We start from the raw sequence: 23150 nt of genomic DNA on the forward strand, positions 1-23150 counted from the left end.
AGAATTGATTTCTATATGTTAAAAATAAATAATTTTAACAGCTTAAAATTATGCATTTTATCAAATGAGCACTTTTTTGATGTGTTGATTTTCTATGGCCGAGTGTATTTTTGTTGAGATCTCGTTATAATCAGGATTGTAGTTGTCCCATATTTTCCAGACATCGTCTCTTTTTTTGATAAAGTAGGTTTGCCTGTTCACCTTATTCAGGACAATCGTAGTAACGTCATTTTCGTTTTTCCACTCCAGATTCCAAAACTCCTTTACCGTAAGAATAGCGATATTTTCTTCGATACTTGAAATTTTAAAATCATAAAGCTCAAAATTAGACCGATTATCTTCACAGTTTAAATGATATTTTAAAGTCGAATAATTTTCAAAAAGATCCTTAATCCTTTTTGCAAAAGGCCCTTCTTTGAATACAAAATCGCATAATCCATCCATACTAACGACAGGTAATTTTTGTAACGAATTAAACTCTTCCTGACAATAATCGCTAATCAGTTTTTCAAAAAAGGAAGCTGATTCCGTTTTGTTTTCAGGCTCTAAAGTTTTTACAGCGTCTGTTGCTTCATCATTCAAAAAATGGTTTAAAGAAGGGTATCCAATAAAAATAGCCAGTTTGTCGAGACTTTTTAAAAAACGCAAATCAGAGTTTTTGGTTTTAGAAGAATCATTGGTAAAAATTCTTTGTAAGGTCATACTCGAGATCGAGCATCCGAGTTCATTTCTTTTAGCCCCCTGCATGAATTCTGATTTCTCTAAAACATCAGAGATGATTTCCGACAGGATGATATAATGTGCTCTTTTCCACTCCTGAACACCCGACAGAGTGCTGTTTTGTATAATTGGATGCGATTGTATGCCTTTTATTAATTTTTCTATAATGATTTCCATGGGCGAATTTTTTTAATAATGGAGGTTCTTTTTCAAGATAATTAAATACAATTCCTGCTAGTTAAATCCCGGTTATAGATTTGTGTGTAAGATAAGTTATAGTTGTGATCTTTTTAGTGTTAATGTTATGCCAAAATTACTAATAAATTTGTTAAATAGTTTAACAGACTGAAAATTAACAACAAAAAACCAACAATTATGAAAAAACCACTTATTAAATTTTCAATTAGAAAAATCGCTCTTGTACTTTTTGCATTGCTTGCTTTATACTCTTGTGATAAAGGAAATGATCAGGCTGAAGCCGATGTGCAGCAAAAATTAATGGATGGCAATGTCGATCTTTTGGACAAAGGAAGATACGGACTTGCTCAGATGCCGGATGCTTATTTAAAGAGTATCGAATTTTTAACTCCGGTGGATTATCGTGCCAGAATCGCCGAGTTAAGACCAGATTTAATTACAAGCACTCAAAAAATGTCTTTGACAGCGAAAGTTGCAGCAGTTAAAAATTTACCAACGCCACCGGTTGGAGATCAGGGAAGCGAAGGATCCTGTGTGGGCTGGGGAGTAGGATATGCGGCACACAGTATCGCCCGATATCTGAACAACTCGGTTCATCAAAGCAATTGGAGTGGTGCTTCAAGAAGTGCGGCTTACATTTACAATCAGATAAAATTAGGCAATTGCGGAGCGGGTTCTTACCCAAATGACGCCATGAATCTGATCAAAAATCAGGGAGAATGTTCAGAGGCTCAGATGCCTTATATTGCAGGTGGCTGTTTTACACAACCTTCGACACAGCAGAAAAACTGGGCAGCGGCCAGAAAAACAGGCGGCTGGTTTAATGTTAACCCAGGAAGTACAGCAGATATCAAGTACTATTTAAACCAAAATTATGCTGTTGCGGTATGTTTTGATGTCAATCAGAGTTTTTATGATATCCGTAACAACAACCATGTTTGGTCTAGTCTTTACGGCAGCAGACAGGGTGGACACTGTGTTTGTATCGTAGGTTATGACGACGCAACCGGACTTTTTAAAGTACAAAACTCCTGGGGAGCAGGCTGGGGACGCAGCGGTTTCTTTTATGTAACGTACAACAATATTGCAAACGGAGCCTTCAACTGGGCAGGATGTATTATTCCTAATCCGGGAGCAAATTCGTAACCATAGGTTCGTTGAATTAAAAAAGGAGACCGTCTAAATCAGACGGTCTCCTTTATTTTTAACAGAAAGTTTTAACTCTTAGTAGCTTTATTTCTTCACAATTTTAACTGTTTTAAGCTTTCCTTCTGCTTTAACTTTCAAGAAATAAAACCCTGAGGCAACATTCGACAAATCGATTTCAGAATGGGTATCGTTTATTTTCTTAGTCAGAACAGTTTTTCCGGATACTGATATTAACTCAACTTCATCAATAGCCGAAGTATTGTGTAGCGATAAAGTATGCTGAACCGGATTTGGATAAAATCTGAAATCAGACAAAGCAAAATCTGGTGTAGCAAGCGATCCGTCTACTTTTGCAGTTACTGCAAGACGTTCTTTACTTTCGATTCCGTCAATGGTTTGCGAAGCATAATAGGTAACTCCGTCTACCAAAAGAGTTGTCGGAGACAAAGGCGTTTCGGCAGTTTTACTCGTTTTACCTGTTGAAGCACCTTTAGTGCTGTACCATTTTATATTTTGACCTTCAATGACTAAATCGCCTAAAGTTTGTCCTGCTTTAAAGGTAACAGCGATTTCTTTTTTGCCATCAATTAAAGGAGCCGGAGGATCAATGGTAACCATTATTAAATGCATACAGCCGTTTAGGTCCCTTACCGTTATTTGATACGTCCCATAATTAACAACGGTAAAAATATTACTGGATTGAAAAACAATTCCGTCTAATGAAAATTGATAATTACCTGTGCCACCGGCAGCAGTAACGGTTATGGTTTGATTATTGACAGTTGCAACTGCGGTTATAGGTACAGGTGGAGCCAAACGAATAGCGACAGTCTGATTACAATCGTTAGCATCTTTTATGGTTATAATATGATCACCAGGATTTAGACCCGTAAAAGTTGTGGTACTCTGAAAGGCATTCTGAAAAGAACCTCCGTTTATCGAGAAAAAATAAGGCGCTTTACCACCTGAAGCCCTAACTTCTATTACTCCATTCGAGAAACAAGATACCGCCGAAACAACTACAGCATTTACTACAAGTGGTTCTAAAGCCATTATGGTCGAAGTAAACCTGTAGGTATCATTATTAATATCGCGAACAGTTACGGTATAATTACCGGGCTGAAGAATTAAAAATTCATTAGAAAGGTTGTACGTAGCTCCGTTATCTATCGAATATTGATAAGGAGCTGTGCCACCAATAGCTGTTGCTATTATTTTTCCTGCATTATAACAAGTAGGCTGTACTACAATGGCTGTTGCCGAAAGGGCGTTGGGTTCCGAAATTGTTAACTGTTGTTGAATCGAGGAGCAGCCTTTGGCATCTTTTACCACTACACTATAGGTTCCGGATACCAGATGATTAAAAGTATTGGCGCTTTGTTCTGCAATTATAGTTACATTATTACTGTTCAGAAGGGAATAGGTGTATGGAGCCGTTCCTCCGGTAGCAGTTACGGTTATACTTCCGTTATTGTTGCCCGCAGTTGTTGCATTTGTTAATACGACCGTACTTGTTGGAAGAGGGTGTGGAGCTATGTCAACATTTACGGTTGCATAACAGCCATTGCGGTCCTTGACATGTAACATATGGGGGCCGGCCGTTAATTTTTTTGAAATATTAACGGTCGAAAAGGTATTTAATCCGTCAAAGGAATAGGTATACGGAGCTTGTCCCCCGGTTGCGGTAATCGTTACCGTGTCATTATCTTCACAAGTAAGAGCCGGACTAACAGCTACTGTTGCAACCAGTGAAACCGGTGATGCTATAACAAACGGTATACTGAATTTGCATCCGTTTGCATCCATAACATCTAAGATATAATTTCCGGCATAAGCACCAGAATAAAGAGAACTGGATTGATATGGAAGACCGTTTAATGAATACTGATACGGAACTGTACCTCCTGTTGCATTAATGACAATATGACTAATAGGGGAAGAAGAACAATCGGTGATTGTTGTATGATCAACAGTTGCGGTTAGAGGAACAGGTTGTTGTAAAATGATGCTATTGGTAATTACAGAACAATCCAGTGAATCTTTTACACGCACAAAATAGTTTCCTGCATTTAAATTTGTAAAAACAGGATTGGAAGTGTACGTCACTCCATTATCCAATGAATACTGATACGGTTTTTTACCTCCGGAAGCAGTAACATTTATTGTAGCATTACTTGAGCAATCTATAATTTTAGTAATTACGGCAGTAGCTTTTAAAATGTTTAAATTGTCCAGACTAACCATAACAGTAGTTGTAGTGTTCTGGTTGTCTTTAACCGTTATGACATAGTTTCCGGGAGATAAACCAGAAAATACATTTGAAAAAACGTAGTTTACACCATTATCTATAGAATAGGAATAAGGACCGAAACCTCCGGTTGCATAAACCGTAATTTTTCCTTTAGCATTTTCACAGGTTATTGGAGTTACTACAGCTGAAGCCAGAAGAACAGGAGACTGAGAAATTTCTACATAATTAGGTTGAAAAAAACATCCTTTTGTGTCTATAGTTCGAACCGTATAAGTTCCTACAGGCAGATTATCAAAGGTATTAGAGTCTTGCCAATCGGTAATTATTCCATTATAACTTTCTAAAGAGTACTTGTAAGGCGGTGTTCCACCTGTTGAGGATGCAGTAATCGAATTACCGTTAACAGCAAGTGTTGATTGTATTAAAGTAGGTTCCAATAATGTGATCGATACAGTTGTACGACAGCTATTTTTATCTAAAACATGTAGGGTGTGAGTTCCGGGACCAACATTCCTAAAAGTATCATCAGTTTGAAATTGACCGTTGTCAAGAGCGTAGGTATAAGGAGATTGTCCCTGAGTTACATTTACTCTTACTACACCATCACTGGAACTATTACAGCTTATTGGTAAGATAATCTGTGCTGAAGCTAATACTGGTTTTGCACTTGCGATTGTAATGGGAGCGATAGTTCTGAAACCATTTGAATCCCGAACGGTTACCTGATAACTCCCTGCATTTAAATTAGAAAAGACATTTGAATTTACAAAATTCTCCGGACTAGTCATGGAATATTGATAAGGAGCTGAGCCTCCGGTTGGTGTTACCGTTAGGGTACTTTTTAAATCCGTACAGGTGATAGGAGTTGCGTTAGCGATTGCCGTAAATGGAATCGATTCAGAAATAATGATATTAGAGAACAGTACCTGACCGCCTTGTGAGTCTGATACGATTATATCATAGGAACCATTGACCAGGTTTGTAAATATATTAGACTGAGTGGTAGTTAATGGAGTTCCCGACGACTTTTGAAGTCTATAACTATAAGGCGTGATACCTCCACTGGTCGTAATTGTAACAGTACCTTTGTCGACTACATAAGACGAAACAAGCGGGGTAGGCTCTACTACTGTTATAGGGATATTTACCGTACATTTATTAGGGTCTTTTATAGAAATAGTGTGATTACCATAAGTTACCATTCCAAAAATTCTCGAATCCTGATAACTACCTCCATCAAGGGCGTATTGATATTTTCCATAACCTCCGCTTGCATTAACGGTTACAGTTCTGTAATAATAGGTAATTTGGGCAGTTATCGGAGTAGGATCTTCTAATACTACTGTTGTCGAAACAATACAGCCGTTTGAATCTTTTGCAGATAAAGTATAATTTCCTGCTGGTAAATTTTCAAAAAGATTATTAGAAGAATAAGGCTTTCCATTTATTGAAAAAAGAATAGGCGATTTTCCGTTAGAGGTCCCCACTAATATCGAACCATTAGAATCTCCGTGACACAATATACTTTTATAGGTCGCAGTTATTAGGGGTATTTTTATTGGATCTATAGTGGCAGTTGTAGTAACTACAGCGTTTTGTGCATCGAGAACTTTTAAATCGTAAGTTCCCGCGCTTAAATTAGAGAACACATTAGAATTGCTATAAGTATTTCCGTTATCTATTGAGTATTGATAAGGCAAAGTTCCTCCATTTGGAGTAATCGTAATCGTTCCGGTCGTAATCACGCACGTAATTGGCGTTACTGATGCCGTCGTCGTAAGCGGAGTAGGTTCATTAAGGATATTGATCCCTTTTTGTGAAAGAATACAGCCATGACGGTCTGTTACAACTACTTCGTACGATCCAACGGCTAAACCTGTAAATGGATTAGTTGTTTTAGAAGGAATTGGGTTTCCACCGCTGTCTTTAAGAGCAAAGGTGTATGGGCTAACTCCGCCAGAAACCAGTAGTTCTATTTTTCCTGCATTCGCAGCATTACTATCATTTGTTACAATTGGATTTATAGCAATAGGAGTGTTAAGTAGGCGCATGGTAAAAGGAAGAGAAATAATGCAGCCCGTTGCATCTTTTATTCTTACGGTGTAGTCTCCAACGGTTAAATTTTTGAAAACATTCGCACTTGTAAACGCTCCGTCTGCAATAGAATAGAGATAAGGTGCTTTCCCTCCTGATGCGGTAACCTGAAAAGTACCGTCGTTTCCTCCCTGACAGGTAACAGCTACCATGTTGGCAAGCCATGTCAATGGAGTTAAAGATTCGACCACTATTGTCTTTGAAGCTACACAGCCATTACCATCCCTAACGTATACGGTTTGATTTCCAGGGCTTGGAGTAATAATAACATTGTTTTGCGTATACGTAACACCAAAATGTGAATATTCATAATTAAAATCACCACCATTTCCTGAAATGACGATTCTTGGAACACAATTTACATATTCAACTCTTGCATCAGCCGTTAAAGCGGGATTTACAATCAAATTAAAATAGTTTGTAGTTATGCTTCCATTATGGTCAATTCTGGCATAAATAGTTTTTGAACTTTCCGTACTGCTATAACTTTCCGGATTTGTAATCACATTTAAGTTATCAGTTGCATCTGCAAGACTTAAATGATAACTAACCGTTGTTTCGGCGGGGTTTAAATTGCCAATTAAAAGTGTTTTTTGAGTCGTTAAATTAAAAGAAGTGTCTCCTGCACAATGCTTGATATCATTGACCTGAGCATAAAAATAATTAGAAAACAGTAAAATAAAAAAAAGTAAAGTTTTTTTCATACGTATAGGTTTGTTAATTGGAGCAACAAATATATACAAAAAAACGTACTAAAAATTTCGATACTGGAATCCGGCTTTTTAAAATTTGGAATTTATTATTTCAGGTACAAATAATGATTGTAGTAATCGATAATCGCTTTACCTTCAAGCAAAACGTCGGCCCCAATAATACCCTGAACCGGTTTTGTTTTGTACGATTCTAAAGCTTCATTTACGTGGGAAAGATCAAAAATAACCAGGCTAAAATTAGCATTTTTCCAGCGGCCGAGCTGTAGCTGATTGTGCTTTGAAATTTGTGTTAGCATTCCCGTTCCTCCCGCTCCCGAAGCTTTGGTTTTAGACTTTTTTGCAGTCAGCTCAAAACGTTCAATACTCTCAAATCCTACACAGGAATTAGAGGCCCCGGTATCTAAAATGAAATTTCCCGAAACACCATTGATTTTTGCCTTAATTGATAAATGCTGTGTTTTGGTGACTTTAAATTTTATTTTTTTGTATTTCTCTTTTTTGAGAACCTCGTGAAGATTTTCCATTTTCGGTACTGATTGAAAATCAAAAATAAACCAATTGCGGCCAATAAACTAATGATATAAAAGATATAATTTGGGGATTTTTCTTCTGCCGAAAGAGCACCGTAATACACAAAAGAACTCCAGTAATAAGGAGATTTTTTGGCATTCGAAATGGATTTGTCCTGTAAAAAAGCAAGTTTGGCGTTTGCATTTGCTTCAAAATAAGGCAGACCGTTTTTGATGTTTTTATAAAAATCAGCCATAAAAACTGAGGTGGTGTAATCATTCACTTTCCATAACGAAAACAATAAATTCTGAGCTCCCGCAAACTGAAAACCTCTTGCCACGCTCATCGCACCTTCGCCTTTGTACAACTTGCCGATTCCCGTTTCGCAGGCGCTTAAAACGACTAAATCAGGCTTAATATTCAGATTGTACAATTCCGAATATAAAATTTCCTGATCGTAGAACCGGATGCTCGCGGGCGTTTCGACATCACCAGAAGAGGCGTGAGTACTTAAATGTAAAATGGAATAACGATTGGCGTTACTCTTAAAATTGGAGAAAGTAGCTTGGGAGTTCTCTAAATAGTTTCCTTTGAAATTGCTTCTGATGGCTTCGAGTTCTTTCTTCGAATAGCGCAGTTCAAAAGGAGTATTTTCGAAAACAGGAAAAACGCCCAAAATTGTATTTCGGGAATGTAAAACCGGTTGGGCATTGAGATATTGGTTTGCTGAAGTATTGTACGCAATCCTGAAATCATTTAACAAATAAGGCATTTTGGCAAAATTTGTCGTTTTGGATGTACTTGTCAACAGCGCTTCAAAAGGCAGGAAGTTCAAAATACCGTCAGGAACAAGGATGAGGTTTTGGTAAACGGTATTTTGAGGCAATCGTAACAAATCGTATACTTTTTTGCCATAGTAATTGTATCCCGAAATATCATTTGTAATGGCCGCTGCCGTATTGAAATAATTGATGAATTTTAGAATATATGGCATTGCTTTATGAGCAGTATAAAGGTGATGGAGACTGATCCGGTTATTTTGCAGGGTGAAATAGTACAGGTTTTCGGCCCCCATAAAATAGTACACCAGCACCGCTTTGTCTTTCTCTAATTTGGAGAACAGCGCTTTTAAATCGCAATTGTCAGGAAGTAAATTCGGGTTTTTAGATTGCATTTGCTTTAGGGAAAGCATAAGCTCATTTTGTTTTTGAATAGCCTTATTTAGACTTGGAATATGAGCCGAATCGCCTTTTTGCTGTTCTTTTACAATCAAATTGTTTAAACTTTGAAGTTGCTGTAAAAGCAATTTCTCCGCTGTCGTTGCCTTTTTGATGTTCGATTGATAACTCTTTAAAACCCCTGATTTTGTTCGTTCAGCCAATTGAAATGCGTCCTCCAGATACTCCGTTTTATTTTCCTTTTGAAACAAGCGATCATAAATCGAAAGACATTTTTCGGTACGATGGCGGGAGCGTATCTGAGCAATTATTTTAGAGTTTTCATAAAGCGTAATGTTCATCAGCAGCTCTTCGATATAAAGAGAAAGCTGGTACGATTGCAATGCTTTTTTAGGCTGATTCTGACTTAAAAAAACCTGTGCCTGTAAATCGAGGGCATCAATTAAAACCGTTTCGGCATACAGTTGATTTTGATTCGGCAAAACCTCTTTGGCCTGATAATCGGGGATCAATAGTTTAAAAATGCTTTCGATCTGACCGGTAGTTTTGGCATGTTTTCCCTGATCAAAAAGCAACAAAGCCTTTTCATAATACAGTTTCGCTATTTTTCGGACGTGTACATGAGGCGCTTCCCGTAAAAGCTTCTCCGCTTTGACTAAATAAGAATCTGCCGCTTCAAATTCGTTCTTCTGCCGCTTAAGCATGGCCAGATTCCGATACGAATTCGACAAAGTTTCGGATTGGTTTTTTTCGTTTTTCAGATAATTTACAGAGGACTCAAAACTGTTTTCGATTTTTTGATATACCTCAGGACGCATCAAACCTTCCGTTGAACTCAACAGGTAATTGTTTCCCAGATTATTGAGCACGATTCCTCTCTGAACATTTGTGAGTTTTTCGGTTTTTAGTATTTGTTCTAATAAATCAATGGCCAGATGAAACTTTCCCGAACTCTGATATACATTGGATAAATTGAGGATTGCAGCAAATTTTTGCTTTTGGGCATCGGGATAGGCGGGAGTTGTATTGACAATAAAAAAATACTGTTTTATCGTATTTTCGGCACTGTCGTAATCGCCCAAAACGGTGTATAAATTTCCTAAAGGTTTCAGGCAGTATTCAATAATATCATAATTGCCAAGTTTGTTTTTCTGGTAAATCTGCCAGGCTTTTTCGTAACTCGCAATAGCGTTTTCTGTTTTTCCAAATTGATTTTCATAGTAGGCTTTATTGCAGTTTAAAACTACAATGGCAAGTAATTCGTCTTTGGTTTTTGACTTCGGATTTTTCCAGAAAGCGACCTCGGTATTCTTTAAATTTTGTAACGCCTGGGCCGAAGGATGTCCAATAAAAGAGTCAATTGCTGTATATATTTTATCTTCCTGACTCTGTCCTAAAACATTCAGATTTAAAAAAAGGAAGATTAAAACATATAAGCGATGTAAGTTCATATAATAGAAGATGCAGTATTACGATCGTCTGTCTGAGCGAAGTCGAAGACCTTTATTGTCGGGAAGCCTTCGACTTCGCTCAGGGTGACATTCAATGGCGAATAAAAAACATTTAAAACTTCCAGATTCCATAAAACTGAAAATAATTAAAATTCTGTTCAAAATTAATCACATAACGTGCCCCGAAACTGGGTCCAATTCTGGCAAAACCAGCGGTTAGGTCAAACAAAACTCCGGTTTTTAAATTCACAAAACTGTTCTTTACCGAATTGGATTGCGTTCGGGTATTAATCAGAAACTGATCTGTACCACCTTCAAAAGTTTCAATTTTTTGGGTTTGGTTTTGTTCTGACGAAACATCAAAATTGGCCTGGATTCCGGCGCCAATTCCGATATAATTGTTAAGGTTATACCGAATTAATACCGGAATTTCCCAGTTTACATTTTTGTTTTCGGTTGTCGTGGTCGTGCGTTGCAATTGCTTTACACCATTTGCACCTACTACAGTCTGATCGATTATTGTTAGTCCGCTTTCGTATTTGTTCAGGGCATTAAGCCATTCTGCCTGCCAGTAAAAGCGATAGGACTTAAAAGGCGAAATAGTGGCACCCACAAAATAGCTTGTCGATTTTTGAAGATCAGGATACACATTATAACCTGCTTTTGCTCCAATTGAAATTCCGGGCAGGAATCGGGTGGTAGCGTAGTTGGTAATTATAGGTTCATTTTTATCGAAAATAATAGCCGTTCGGCTTCGGGTTTTTACTTTGTGAAAGTCTTCGCCAAATTTCATCGAATATTTTACAAAGCCTTTTGTACTGTCTTTCTCGCGTACATTTTTCTGTTCGCTTCCGGGTAAGTAAATGTTTTTGAAAGTAAAAAAGATTTGATTTTTTTTGATAATCGTATCCAGGCAGCTTGTTGTTGGAACTTCGTTTTTTGGACAAATGGGGCATTTTGGATACATGTCTTCAATCTGGAAGGTTTTTTTGTCAAACATATCCGGGATGTCCGTTTCAAGTCGGATCATTCGGGCAGGACCTTCACCGTTGTTTTGAAAGCGTGTTTTAAAGTTTACTCTTTTAAAACGAACCAGTCGGTAATTCATCAAACTTCCGTTAGATCCCATTTTATTAGGGTCGTGGGAGGTTACGATCTCCATTTCGAGATTCTTTATTTTATGATTTTTATAACTTCGGTTCGGAACAAAAATACCACGCATCGTAACCGTTGCGCTGGTGTCTTTGATCATTTCGGGAGTTGTTTTAAAGGTGTAAAAAACATTTCGGGTTTCATTGGGGTTGGCCTCATCAAACTCGATGACCGAAACATTATGATAGATTTTATTGGCATCCAGCAACGATGCATCGAGGTCTTCTTCGGTGGTTGTATTTCTGTATTTTTTGGTTTTAAAGGTGTTTTCGGCAGACGCAACATAATTTTTAGAATCGTCCAGATCGTCAATACTTGCTACTGTTTTTTCTTTTACCTCACGCTCGTTGGCATAGGTGCGAAAATCAACCAGCTCGAAGTTATTGTCCTTAAATTGTTTCTCATTGTAAAACAAATACAGTTTTCCGCTTGAAACATAATTCTCAAGATTTTGATAACTTACTACAACTACCATTTCCTGTTCGGGAATAGGATCGCAATTTTTTAAGATCGCAAATCCGTTTTGATCGGCTATAGAGGCAATGTCTTTATAGTTGGTATCGGTAAGATCATTTACGGCTACTTTTTTGGGGCGTGTTGCCGGAGGTTTTCCGTTGTCGTAATTGTTGGTCACAGCAAGTCTGGTGGTATAGGTGTCCTTTTTTTTGTAGACATGTTTGGGTTCCGCTTCTTTGCTGTAATGTCCGTCGCCGAGCTCCCATAAATAAGAATAGCTGGGTTTTGGAGCTCCCGCAATCGGAATTAAAGGCGGAGTTTCGGGTTTATACGTAACCGCATTTCCGTTCTGAATGAAAACAATATTGGCTCTTCGCGTTATGGTGTCTTTTACCTTCGTTTGTCCCATTGCGAAAACAGAAAGCAGCATCAATAAAATAGACGATAGTGGTTTCATAACTAGAGGGTTTTAGTCCTGATGGTAGCGGCATCCTTTTGTATCGGGGTTCGGTACAAAAGATACAGCGGACAGCAGGATTAGCTTCTGAAAAGCATCAGAATTAATTTGAAAACTGGATTAAATGTAAAAAAAAGTGATGAGCAAATCACCACTTTTTCTTAAAAAGAATTTTGTAAGTTACTGAATAGCATTGATTGCGGCTACCAGTTGGGCTTCGGTACCTACAACTGTTTCGGCAAGTGTAAAGGTGTACACATCATTTGCTGCAACGGTTACGGCCTTGATTGCGTATCGCCATTGACCATTGTCTTCGGTTGCAAAAATCACATGGCATTTTAAGCCAATCGGAATTTGTCCGTAGTGCTCGCTGAACAATCCTGCTGCGGTGTAAGTGTCTAATTTCGCAAGTGCATTCCCTTCGCCATCGTAGGACAGGTAAACGGCACTGTTGGTGTTGTTGTAACCATCTGGAGCATCAACCAACAGTGTAGTTTTTGGTCTTGGGTCGCTGTAAAAACGGTCTACGTTGGTCCATCCAAAGTTTCCAAAAGTCACAAAGTAATTGGTTCCTTCTCCCTGAACGCCGCCTTTACCGCCGGTTCCGTCTGCATTTGGTTTAGGCACTTCCCAGGTCAGTTCGTCATTTTGATCGATTACTCCGGTCCATAAAGTCATGGCATTGTCTACACCATCTGTTAGGGCAGCGGGAACGATCATATTCATAGGGCAGGAAATTTTAAGTTCGACTCCGCCCTGAGTCGCTTTGATGAAAAACTCACCACCCGAAATCAAGAGGTTTTTCTTTCCGTCAGGCATAACTCCCATCGTAGGTTTGTTGGTAACCAGCATCTTTCCTTTGTCAAAAAGTTCAATGTATTCAATATCCACTGCTCCTGTTACCGCGACTCCGTTTTTAGTCAGACAGTCGCCGTTGAGGGTTAATTTTACTCCTTTGGCCGAAGTCACCGTTACCACACCGGTTCCGGCAGTAATGGTAAATTTTTGTGTAGCCGATTTTACCCCTTTGCTACTGATGCTTTTAAAAGCGGAAGCTGAAGGCGGCAAAACAAGATTATCGTCGCTGTCGCCATTGTCGCAACTTACAAAACTGATTGCCAGTAAAAATAAAAGTCCGATTTTTCTAAAGTTTGTGTTCATGATTTCTAATTTTTATAAATCTGTCCTGATGATCAGGTGGTTTTCAGATTTCGGTTGTTAATTATAGTTATATCAATTTGGGTTTGATATTGTTACCCTTGCTGTTGAAATTTATTTTTGAATTTGTTGAGATGTGGTTATATCAATTCTTTTAAACAATTGTTACCCTATTTTTTGTATTTCAAAATTTATGCAGAGAGGCACTTGTCTTCAAAGAGATTACCGTCCTCATCTACGGCAACGAGAATGTTTGTTTTTCGTGAAAGCCTCACCATGCAATAGAGCCATACGATAAACCAAAGTCCAAAGGTGATACAGGTAAGAAAGAGATGTAAAGGATGATTGATTGCTTTTTGTTTTTTGGATAAAACAACATACGGAAGCTTCTCGTTATGCTCCACAATCACAAAACCATTTCGTGTTTTGGCAGAAATCATTTGGTAAAATTGATCTAAATTCTTTTCGCTTACAAGTTGACAGGTTTCCATTTTTCTTGATTTTTTGATGGTTCTCAGGACTTTGTCCCGACAATTTTCAGGAGTCCTTTGGTGTTATATCAACTTGATATGTTAATTGTTACCCCTTTGTATGAAATTTATTTCCAATTGTTTTTTAAATTAGCTACAAAAAGGTTTTTTATGGTTAAGGCTAAAATTCATCCCGATCAAATGTATATTGATGGCATTGCTGCAAATAACTCAGTAATCATTCAGATCATTTACAAAAAATTCGTTCCTAAAGTGGTGATGTTCGTCATGAACAATTCCGGAGACAAGGAACATGCTCAGGATGTGGTTCAGGAAGTTATGATTTTGCTTTTTAATCAGGCCAAGGCGAAAACCCTGCAACTCACTTGTCCCTTTGATGCTTACTTTTTTTTATTGTGCAAAAGGAAGTGGCTTAACGAACTTAAAAAAACAGCGAACAAAGGGGTAACAATTAACGAAGATGCAGTATCTATGAATGAATCTGCACTGGAATTAATTGGTCAAACAGAAGAATTTGATGAAAAACAGCAGCTTTTTGATGCGATGTTTCAGAAATTGGGAGACAAATGCCAGGAGTTGTTAAAGCTTAGTTTCACCACTAAAACGATGGAAGAAGTTGCGGCTAAACTCAATGTAACTTATGGGTATGTCCGTAAGAAAAAATCGTTGTGTGTGGGCCAGTTGACACAGTGGATTCAGGAAGCTAAAAATTTTAATTCGCTAAAAAATTAAGGAATCATGAACGAAGAACGCTATATATTATTCGATCAATACCTTCAGGAGGAAATGACTGTTGAGGAGCAGGATCGTTTTGAGAAACAATTGTCTGAGGATCATGAACTGGCTTCGGAGTTTGAAACTTTTAAAGAAGTACAGTCACAGCTTAGGAACAAATTGGGTCATGAAGAAGAAAGAGAAGCTTTTACAGCAAACCTTACCCAGATTTCAGAGAAACATTTCAATGCCAACAAGCCTAAAGTGGTTCGAATGCGACCTTGGTATTTTGCGGCAGCGGCATCGATTATTATTTTATTCGGACTGTTCTTTTTTGATTATAATGGGACTCCTGAATTTGAAGATTTTAATCATCCGGAAACAGCTTCTTTTGTCGAACGTGGTGATACAGACGAAACCTTAAAACAGGCTGAAAAGGCTTTTAATGAAGGAAAATATGTATTGGCAATTCCGTTTTTTGAGGAATTGTTAAGCGAAAATAAAACGGCTGAAATGCAATATTTTTACGGAATTTCTTTATTGGAAGAAGACCATTATAAACCCGCAGAAGCCATTTTTAATGAACTAAAATCAGGTACTTCTGTTTATAAAGAGAAAGCCAAATGGTATCTGGCACTGTCTAAACTAAAACAGAAAGATTACAAGGGTTGCAAAGAAATGCTGCAGACCATTTCGCAGGATTATGAAAACTACGATGATGTTCAGGAACTGCTGGACGATTTGGATTAGTTGTTTGTTAAAATAGAATCAAACCCGACAGGTTTTCAAAACCTGTCGGGTTTATTATTTAGAAAAACAGGTTTTTACGTAAAGCCGTAAACGAATCCGGAATTTTAGTTTTACATTCGGCTGATTTTTTTTTACGAGAATTTACCAAAAAACAATTTCAACCTAACCAGTTATTTACATGAACAAAATTACTTTAGTTCTTCTTATTGTATGCACTCAAACGATCTTTGGCTATGCCAAAATTACCCAAACCGAAAAACTTGCTGCGACCTGCAAAGTCTGGGGATTCTTAAAATATTACCACCCTGCAGTTGCCAGTGGGAAAACAAACTGGGATGAAAAACTTTTTGAGGTTTTGCCCAAAGTTGAAAAAGCACAAACCAAAGAAGAGTTTTCTGCTGTAATAGAAAAATGGATTGAAAGTTTGGGAGAAGTACCCGCTAATACACCAGCGGCTTTGGATCCAAAAACTGACTATTTTACTAAAAATTTAAATTTAGAATGGGCGCAAAAAGGGAAACTGTTCACTAAAAGCCTTTCTCAAAAATTGAAATTTATTACAGAGAATAGATTTCAGGGCGTGAATCATTATGTAAATCAAGAGGGCGAAAATGTGCGTTTGCAGTTTGTTAACGAACCAGAGTATACTGATTTTAAATGGACAGATAAAAATTTACGTCTTTTGGCACTATTTCGTTTTTGGAATTATATAGAGTATTTTTTCCCGTATAAATATGTAATGGATCAGAATTGGGACGAAGCGCTTACGGAGATTCTGCCTCATATCGAGACTCCTGCTTCCGAAAAGGAATTTTTATTGGCCATGCGTGAAATATCGATAAAACTTAACGATACCCATGCCGGGACCAGTAGTCCGGATATGATTAAATATTTGGGCGGAGAGAAATATATTCCTTTTACAGCTAAATTTATAAATGATAAAGCTGTAATTGTTGCGCTGGCAAATGATTCGTTAGCCAAAATAGACGACTTAAAAATTGGCGATATTATAACAAAAGTGGATGGGAGCACAATTGCACAACAATTAGCAGCGCTTTCAAAATATATGCAGGGATCTAATAAAGCTGTAGCGACTTATGTAGGAGGTTTTATAATGTTTACAGGAGATACAGATGATTTAGAAATCGAATTCATTAGAGATAATGTGACATCAACAAAGAAAATACATCGTTATCCAAACGGAAAAATTAAAAGATCGCCACCCAAAAAAACTGCAAAATGGGAAATTCTGGCAGACAATATTGGTTTTGTAAGGATGAGCAAAGTGCCAAAAGAGGAAGTTGCAAAGATGATGGAGGAATTAAAAGGAACACAAGCGATTATTTTTGATGTCAGAAGCAGACCACTCAATACCGATTTTTTAGTCAGTGAATATCTAAATCTGGAGCGAAAACCAATGTTAAGATTACTTCAACAAGACTTAAGCTACCCTGGCCGTTATTATTTTAGGAATGATATGGAAGAATGTGGTAAAAGCAATCCCGATTATTATAAAGGTAAAGTAGTAGTTTTGGTAGGTTCAGGAACTCATAGTTTTGGTGAACAAACCGTAATGAGCCTTCAGACAGCACCAAATGTTACCATTGTAGGTACTCAGACATCGGGCTCCGATGGGCCAAATTATGAGTTTAGTATTATCAACGGATTTGAGTCTTCTTTTACTTCAATGGGTGTTTTTTATCCAAATAAAAAAGAAACGCAGCGTATTGGGATTGTCCCGGATATTAAGGTAATCCCAACTATTTTGGGTGCTCAACAAGGTAAAGACGAAGTTTTCGATCGCGCTTTACAGTTTGTTAAAACAGGGAAATAATTTAGTATCGTATACCGATTCAAACCCGACAGGTTTTTAAAACCTGTCGGGTTTACTATTTTGTTCAGTCAGATAAACAGTACAGCTATAAAAAATCTGTTTTTATCCGCGTTTTCACGAAGTGAATCCGTAAAAATCGGCGTCTCCTGGTTTTTAAAACCTGTCGGGTTTATTATTTTGTTCAGTCAGATAAACAGTACGGATATAAAAAAATCCGTTTTTATCCGCGTTTTCACAAAGTGAATTTGCAAAAATCCACGTCCAATTTTTCCTCATTTCATTCAAATTGGGAAAGTTTTTAATATTATCGTAATTTTGGGCCATTAAAAATTACAACAATTGAATTTGAAGACCATAATTACCGATACACATACACATTTATATTCTGAAGAATTTGATCAGGATCGCGACGAGATGATGCAAAGAGCGATAAATGCCGGAGTAACCCGTTTTTTTATTCCTGCTATTGATGCCGCTGCAACACCGTCTATGTACGATCTGGAGCAAAAGTATCCCGATTATGTATACCTGATGATGGGGTTGCACCCTACCTACGTGAAAGACAATTACGAAGAAGAGTTACAACATGTGGAAAAGGAGTTAGCCAGACGAAAGTTTTACGCCGTTGGTGAAATCGGAATCGATTTGTATTGGGATAAAACACATCTTAAAGAGCAGCAAATTGCTTTTAAAAGACAAATTCAACTGGCGAAACAATATAAATTGCCTATTGTGATTCATTGTCGTGAAGCTTTTGATGAAATATTTGAAGTGCTCGAAGAAGAAAAATCAGCGGATTTATTTGGGATTTTTCATTGCTTTTCAGGGACATACGAACAGGCACTTCAGGCGCTCTCTTATAACATGAAATTGGGAATCGGTGGAGTCGTAACCTTTAAAAACGGAAAAATCGATCAGTTTTTAAATCAAATCGATTTGAAGCACATTGTTTTAGAGACTGACTCTCCTTATTTAGCGCCAATTCCATACCGTGGAAAGCGAAATGAAAGCAGTTACTTAGTAAATGTTATTGCCAAATTAGCCGATATATACGATGTTTCGGAAGAAGAAATTGCAGAGCGAACCACTCAAAATTCGAAAGACGTTTTTGGGATTTAACCCATACCTTACAATAGTTTGATTTTTTTTTGTTCTTTTGCCCACTTAAAACCAATATAAATAATGCAGAGATTTGATGCCATTCGACCGTTTTATGATTCTGAAATAAATGAAGCACTTCATGATGTTGTCAATCATCCGATGATGAAAACCATGATGAACTTTACTTTTCCGGAAGTAGCAGATGAGGTTTGGAAAGAGCAGCTTAAAAAAACACATTCGATTCGTGATTTTCAATGCAACTTTATTTACAATACCATACAAAAGGTTTTAGAGAAAAGTTCAGAAGGGCTTACCACTTCGGGATTTGAGAAATTAGAAAAAAACACCTCTTACTTATTTATCTCGAATCACAGAGATATTTTATTGGATACCACCTTATTAAATGTTTGTCTTTTCGAGCATGGTTTAGTCATGACGGCATCTGCAATTGGAGACAATCTGGTAAAAAAAGCATTCCTGAGTACTTTGGCAAAACTAAACCGAAACTTTTTGGTTTTAAGAGGTTTAACGCCAAGAGAAATGTTGCAGAGCTCTAAATTATTATCGGAGTATATCGGACAATTATTGCTTCGTGAAAACCGTTCGGTTTGGATTGCACAAAGAGAAGGGCGTACCAAAGACGGAAATGATGAAACTAATCCGGGAGTCTTGAAAATGATCGGAATGGGGTCTGATGAACCGAATCTGATGGATTATTTTAAGAAATTAAAAATCGTTCCGGTTTCCATTTCATACGAATACGACCCGACAGATGTTCTGAAAATGCCACAGTTAATGGCAGAAGCCAATAATGAGGTTTATATTAAAGAAAAAAACGAGGATTTCATGACCATTTTAAGTGGTATCATGGGAACTAAAAAAAGAATACATATTTCTGTTGGAGACGTTTTAGATACAGAGATCGATAAGATTGTAGCAGAAAACGACAATGCCAACAAACAAGTGCAGGCTTTGGCGCAGGTTATCGACGATTCGGTTTTGAAAAATTATCAATTATGGCCAACGAATTTTATTGCTTACGATATTTTAAACGAGACCAATAAATTTGCTCATTTGTACAAAGAAAGTGAAAAATCATTGTTTGAGCGTCGTTTAGAAATGCGTATCGGAAGTGATAACCCAGTGACAAGACAAGGATTTTTGGCTATGTATGCCAATCCTGTTGTCAATAAATTAAAATATCAGGATGTCATCTAAAGCTAAAATACTGCTGATTTATACCGGAGGAACGATCGGTATGAGCAAAGATTTTGAGACGGGCGCACTTAAAGCGTTCAATTTTGGTAAATTATTGCAAAAGATACCCGAAATCAAACAATTAGATTGTGAGATCGAAACGGTTTCGTTTGAAACTCCTATTGATTCTTCGAATATGAATCCGGAAGAGTGGACAAAGATCGCTACTATTATTGAAGAAAATTATGCTGCTTACGACGGGTTTGTAGTACTTCATGGTTCAGATACCATGTCGTATTCTGCTTCGGCATTGAGTTTTATGCTCGAGAATTTAGCAAAACCGGTAGTGTTTACGGGTTCTCAGCTTCCAATAGGAGACTTGCGTACCGATGCCAAAGAAAACCTCATTACAGCCATACAGATTGCGTCACTTCAGGAAAACGGAAAGCCGGTAATCAACGAGGTTTGTTTGTATTTTGAATATAAACTGTATCGCGGTAACCGAACTTCAAAAGTAAATGCAGAACATTTTAAGGCATTTACAGCACCAAATTATCCTGAATTGGTAGAATCAGGAGTTCATTTAACGTTAAACAGACACCTGTTTCTTCCTGCAAATACAGACGGAAAACTACTCGTTCATAAAAATTTAGACAGTCACGTTGCAATCATAAAAATGTTCCCGGGAATGAGCGAAGTGGTTTTGGCTTCCATTCTGGCAATTAAAGATTTAAGAGGAATCGTTCTGGAAACTTATGGTTCCGGAAACGCCCCAACAGAAGACTGGTTTTTAAATCTAATCGAAAAAGCAATTCAGTCCGGATTACACATTGTTAACGTTACACAATGTTCGGGAGGAAGTGTCAATATGGGACAATATGAAACCAGTACTGCTTTGAAATCTCTTGGAGTGATCTCAGGAAAAGACATCACTACAGAAGCAGCCATTACAAAATTAATGTACTTGTTAGGACAAAATATTCCTCAGGCCGAGTTTAAAACGATTTTCGAAACGGCTTTACGTGGGGAGATTTCTTTATAAAATTCCAAATTTTTTAAATTCCAAATTCCAAACTTTACGTTGATTGTTTTCTTCGTTTTGGAATTTGGAATTTCTATTTTGGAATTTTAAAAGTTTGGGATTTGCAGCTTTACAAGATTGGAATTTGGGATTTAAAAAGATTGGAATTTGGAATTTAAATTTTAGTCTTTGTAACGAACCTCACAGGTTCCAAACTCCTCCTGAGTACTACGGTTTTTATAATATACATAAACAAGTACCGAAATAATACACACTACACCCTGAATGGCCACTGTTTCTCGGGTTCCGATAATGTGTGAGACATAACCAATAATCAAACTTCCCACAGGAATCATTCCCTGATATGCCATCAGATAATAACTAATACTTCTCGAACGCATATTTACCGTACTTTGCGTCTGGATATAAATGTTGATTGATGAGGTTTGTGCCATCATTCCTATACCGCTCAATGCCATACAAATAAGTGCTACAGTTAAACTATTGGAATAGGCCAATATGATAATGCTAAAGCCCAGTAATAAGCTTGCTGCAATCATTATTTTGCCCATATTGTCGGCTTTTTTAAGGTTAGCCAGATAAATAGCAGATAGTATTGAACCAATTCCGGCGGCGCTTTCAAACCAGCTGAAAGTCTGCGCATTTCCGTTAAAAATATCTTTGGCAAAAACAGGCATTAAAGTATTGAAAGAAATAACAAATAAACTGCTGCACATTAACATCAGAAGCATTTTGGCCATCTCGGTTTCTTTTTTTACATAATCCAGACCTTCCAGAAAATCATCTACCATTTTCATTTTATCCGTGGCCTTAATATGCGGTGTAATTTTCATCAGTAACAGCGAGATCAAAACCGGAATGTAGCTTAAGAAATTGCCAATAAAACAAATATCTTCACCATAATTGTGCAGAATAATTCCCGCCAAAGCCGGACCGGCAATTCGGGCAAAATTATTCAGGGTAGAGTTTAGAGCGACGGCATTTGGTAAATCCTCTTTGTTGTCGACAATATCAATCATCATTGTTTGTCTGCAGGTCATGTCAAAAGAATTGATGATTCCCTGGATCAGACTTAAGGCTAGTATAAAGTTGATGTTGTATATTTTCAGGTAAATCAACAGCGCCAAAGCACCCGCCTGAAGCATGGCCAAAGATTGTAATAGAATCATAGCGCGATGCCTGTCGTAGCGCCCAATAATACTTCCGGCTAAAGGAGCCAGGAATAGGGAAGGTATCATGCTTAAAAACGTTGCTAATCCCAACAGGAAAACCGAACCGGTAACACTGTAAACCATCCAGCTTACGGCTGTTTTTTGAAGCCAGGTTCCAATTACAGAAACAGATTGTCCGTAAAAGAATAACTTGAAGTTTTTTGATTTTAACGCTTGAAACATGATGCCTGATATTTTTTTTACAAAGTTCGGGATTATGATTTCATTAGAAAAATTAATAATTTTACTTATAATAAGTAATTAAACTTATCAATATGGAAATTTATCAGTTAGAATATTTTATCAAAACAGCAGAAGTACTGCATTTTACAAAAGCGGCCGACTTGTGTTTTGTAACGCAATCCGGCTTATCGCAACAGATAAAAAAACTGGAAGAAGAACTCGAAATGCCTTTGTTTAAAAGGATCGGAAAAAAAGTGCAGCTTACGGAAGCCGGTGCTGTTTTTCTGATTCACGCCAGAAAAGTTATTGAAAACGTAGAGAACGGAAAGCAGGCTATTGAAGATTTAAATGAAATGATTGGTGGTGAACTGCGAATCGGGGTAACCTATATTTTCGGACTTTTGATTCTGCCTGTTATCAATACTTTCGCCAAACAATACCCCAACCTGAAAATTGTGGTCGAATACGGTACCACAGAAGCTTTAGAACAAAAATTACTGACGAACGAGTTGGACTTGGTTCTGGTGATTTCGTCGCATGAAATAAATATTCCTGTGGAGAAAGTTCCTTTGTTTACTTCGCAAATGGTGTTGGTAGTTTCGAAAACACATTCTTTAGCCACTTTAGACAAAATTGCATTTAAGAAAATAGAGGAAATCCCGCTTGTTTTGCCGGGGAAAGGTTCGAATTCAAGGGAATTTGTAGAAGATTTATTTGCTAAGAACAAAATGAGACCGAAAATCTCGATCGAACTCAACTCGATTCATGCCTTGTTGCAAATGGTTCAGGATAGTGATTGGGCTACAATAGTTGCCGAAAAAGCCCTAAAAGGCTGGGATGATCTCAAAGCCATTCAGATTACGGGCGTGCCCACAAAAAGAGAGTCGTTTATGCTGACCATTGGAGGTTATCAAAAAAAGGCTGTAAAACTATTTATGGAAGAATTTAGAAAAAGTATGTAAAGTAATATCAGATTTTGTTTTTCTAAGTCAAATTTTTTTATGTTCTTTGCAGACCAATTTAGAGAGGTGTCCGAGTGGTTGAAGGAGCTAGCCTGGAAAGCTAGTATATGGGTAACTGTATCGAGGGTTCGAATCCCTTCCTCTCTGCAAAAACAAGCAATGTATTTTGCTTAAATTT

General features: G+C 37.5%; 16 protein-coding genes and 1 tRNA gene. 9 read left to right on the plus strand and 8 right to left on the minus strand.

What is annotated here, in order from left to right; genetic code table 11:
• Positions 1 to 60: 60 nt before the first annotated feature.
• Entirely contained in the window at positions 61 to 897 is an 837-nt protein-coding gene (locus OLM61_RS08810) for a hypothetical protein (protein WP_264525989.1), read from the minus strand.
• Positions 898 to 1095: 198 nt separating this feature from the next.
• On the opposite strand from OLM61_RS08810, the gene OLM61_RS08815 reads away from it, so the two are divergent.
• On the plus strand, positions 1096 to 2064 hold the full coding sequence (locus tag OLM61_RS08815) for a C1 family peptidase (RefSeq protein WP_264525990.1): 969 nt from the start codon (positions 1096 to 1098) through the stop codon (positions 2062 to 2064).
• Between the two features lie 87 nt (positions 2065 to 2151).
• Here the strand turns inward: OLM61_RS08815 and OLM61_RS08820 are convergent, their stop codons facing one another.
• The 6 genes from OLM61_RS08820 to OLM61_RS08845 form a co-directional block, all read right to left on the minus strand.
• Complete coding sequence (locus tag OLM61_RS08820) at positions 2152 to 7116, minus strand: T9SS type A sorting domain-containing protein (RefSeq protein WP_264525991.1); 4965 nt, start codon at positions 7114 to 7116, stop codon at positions 2152 to 2154.
• A gap of 95 nt (positions 7117 to 7211) precedes the next feature.
• Positions 7212 to 7649 (minus strand): retropepsin-like aspartic protease, encoded by a 438-nt coding sequence (locus OLM61_RS08825; protein WP_264525992.1) that lies wholly within the window; start codon positions 7647 to 7649, stop codon positions 7212 to 7214.
• Positions 7601 to 10264 (minus strand): CHAT domain-containing protein, encoded by a 2664-nt coding sequence (locus OLM61_RS08830; RefSeq protein ID WP_264525993.1) that lies wholly within the window; start codon positions 10262 to 10264, stop codon positions 7601 to 7603. The genes OLM61_RS08825 and OLM61_RS08830 overlap by 49 nt, the downstream gene beginning before the upstream one ends.
• A 112-nt stretch (positions 10265 to 10376) precedes the next feature.
• The gene (locus OLM61_RS08835; protein WP_264525994.1) at positions 10377 to 12329 is read right to left on the minus strand and encodes a PKD domain-containing protein; all 1953 of its coding nucleotides are present in this window, start codon (positions 12327 to 12329) and stop codon (positions 10377 to 10379) included.
• Between the two features lie 180 nt (positions 12330 to 12509).
• Entirely contained in the window at positions 12510 to 13490 is a 981-nt protein-coding gene (locus OLM61_RS08840) for a hypothetical protein (RefSeq protein WP_264525995.1), read from the minus strand.
• Between the two features lie 188 nt (positions 13491 to 13678).
• Positions 13679 to 13978 (minus strand): hypothetical protein, encoded by a 300-nt coding sequence (locus OLM61_RS08845; RefSeq protein ID WP_264525996.1) that lies wholly within the window; start codon positions 13976 to 13978, stop codon positions 13679 to 13681.
• A 150-nt stretch (positions 13979 to 14128) separates the two neighbouring features.
• Here OLM61_RS08845 and OLM61_RS08850 point away from each other — a divergent pair, with 150 nt between their 5' ends.
• From OLM61_RS08850 to OLM61_RS08875, 6 genes are all read left to right on the plus strand, one after another.
• Positions 14129 to 14710, plus strand: a complete 582-nt coding sequence (locus OLM61_RS08850) for an RNA polymerase sigma factor (RefSeq protein ID WP_264525997.1) — start codon at positions 14129 to 14131, stop codon at positions 14708 to 14710.
• Positions 14711 to 14716: 6 nt separating this feature from the next.
• Entirely contained in the window at positions 14717 to 15442 is a 726-nt protein-coding gene (locus OLM61_RS08855) for a tetratricopeptide repeat protein (RefSeq protein WP_264525998.1), read from the plus strand.
• Between the two features lie 178 nt (positions 15443 to 15620).
• Entirely contained in the window at positions 15621 to 17276 is a 1656-nt protein-coding gene (locus tag OLM61_RS08860; protein WP_264525999.1) for a S41 family peptidase, read from the plus strand.
• Between the two features lie 345 nt (positions 17277 to 17621).
• On the plus strand, positions 17622 to 18395 hold the full coding sequence (locus OLM61_RS08865; RefSeq protein WP_413614375.1) for a TatD family hydrolase: 774 nt from the start codon (positions 17622 to 17624) through the stop codon (positions 18393 to 18395).
• A gap of 63 nt (positions 18396 to 18458) precedes the next feature.
• Positions 18459 to 19595: a 1-acyl-sn-glycerol-3-phosphate acyltransferase gene (locus tag OLM61_RS08870; RefSeq protein ID WP_264526001.1), complete on the plus strand. Its 1137-nt coding sequence runs from the start codon at positions 18459 to 18461 to the stop codon at positions 19593 to 19595.
• Positions 19585 to 20616, plus strand: a complete 1032-nt coding sequence (locus tag OLM61_RS08875) for an asparaginase (protein WP_264526002.1) — start codon at positions 19585 to 19587, stop codon at positions 20614 to 20616. Before OLM61_RS08870 ends, OLM61_RS08875 begins: the two co-directional genes overlap by 11 nt.
• A gap of 161 nt (positions 20617 to 20777) precedes the next feature.
• Here OLM61_RS08875 and OLM61_RS08880 read toward each other — a convergent pair whose 3' ends face one another.
• A complete protein-coding gene (locus OLM61_RS08880) occupies positions 20778 to 22010 on the minus strand; it encodes an MFS transporter (RefSeq protein ID WP_264526003.1) in 1233 nt (410 codons plus the stop codon).
• A 92-nt stretch (positions 22011 to 22102) separates the two neighbouring features.
• Between OLM61_RS08880 and OLM61_RS08885 the strand changes: the two genes are divergently transcribed.
• Together OLM61_RS08885 and OLM61_RS08890 are read left to right on the plus strand one after the other, a co-directional pair.
• A complete protein-coding gene (locus OLM61_RS08885; RefSeq protein ID WP_264526004.1) occupies positions 22103 to 22972 on the plus strand; it encodes a LysR substrate-binding domain-containing protein in 870 nt (289 codons plus the stop codon).
• Between the two features lie 60 nt (positions 22973 to 23032).
• Positions 23033 to 23119: transfer RNA gene (locus OLM61_RS08890), tRNA-Ser, on the plus strand.
• Positions 23120 to 23150: the final 31 nt, after the last annotated feature.

Source organism: Flavobacterium sp. N502536, assembly GCF_025947345.1.
Taxonomy (GTDB): domain Bacteria; phylum Bacteroidota; class Bacteroidia; order Flavobacteriales; family Flavobacteriaceae; genus Flavobacterium.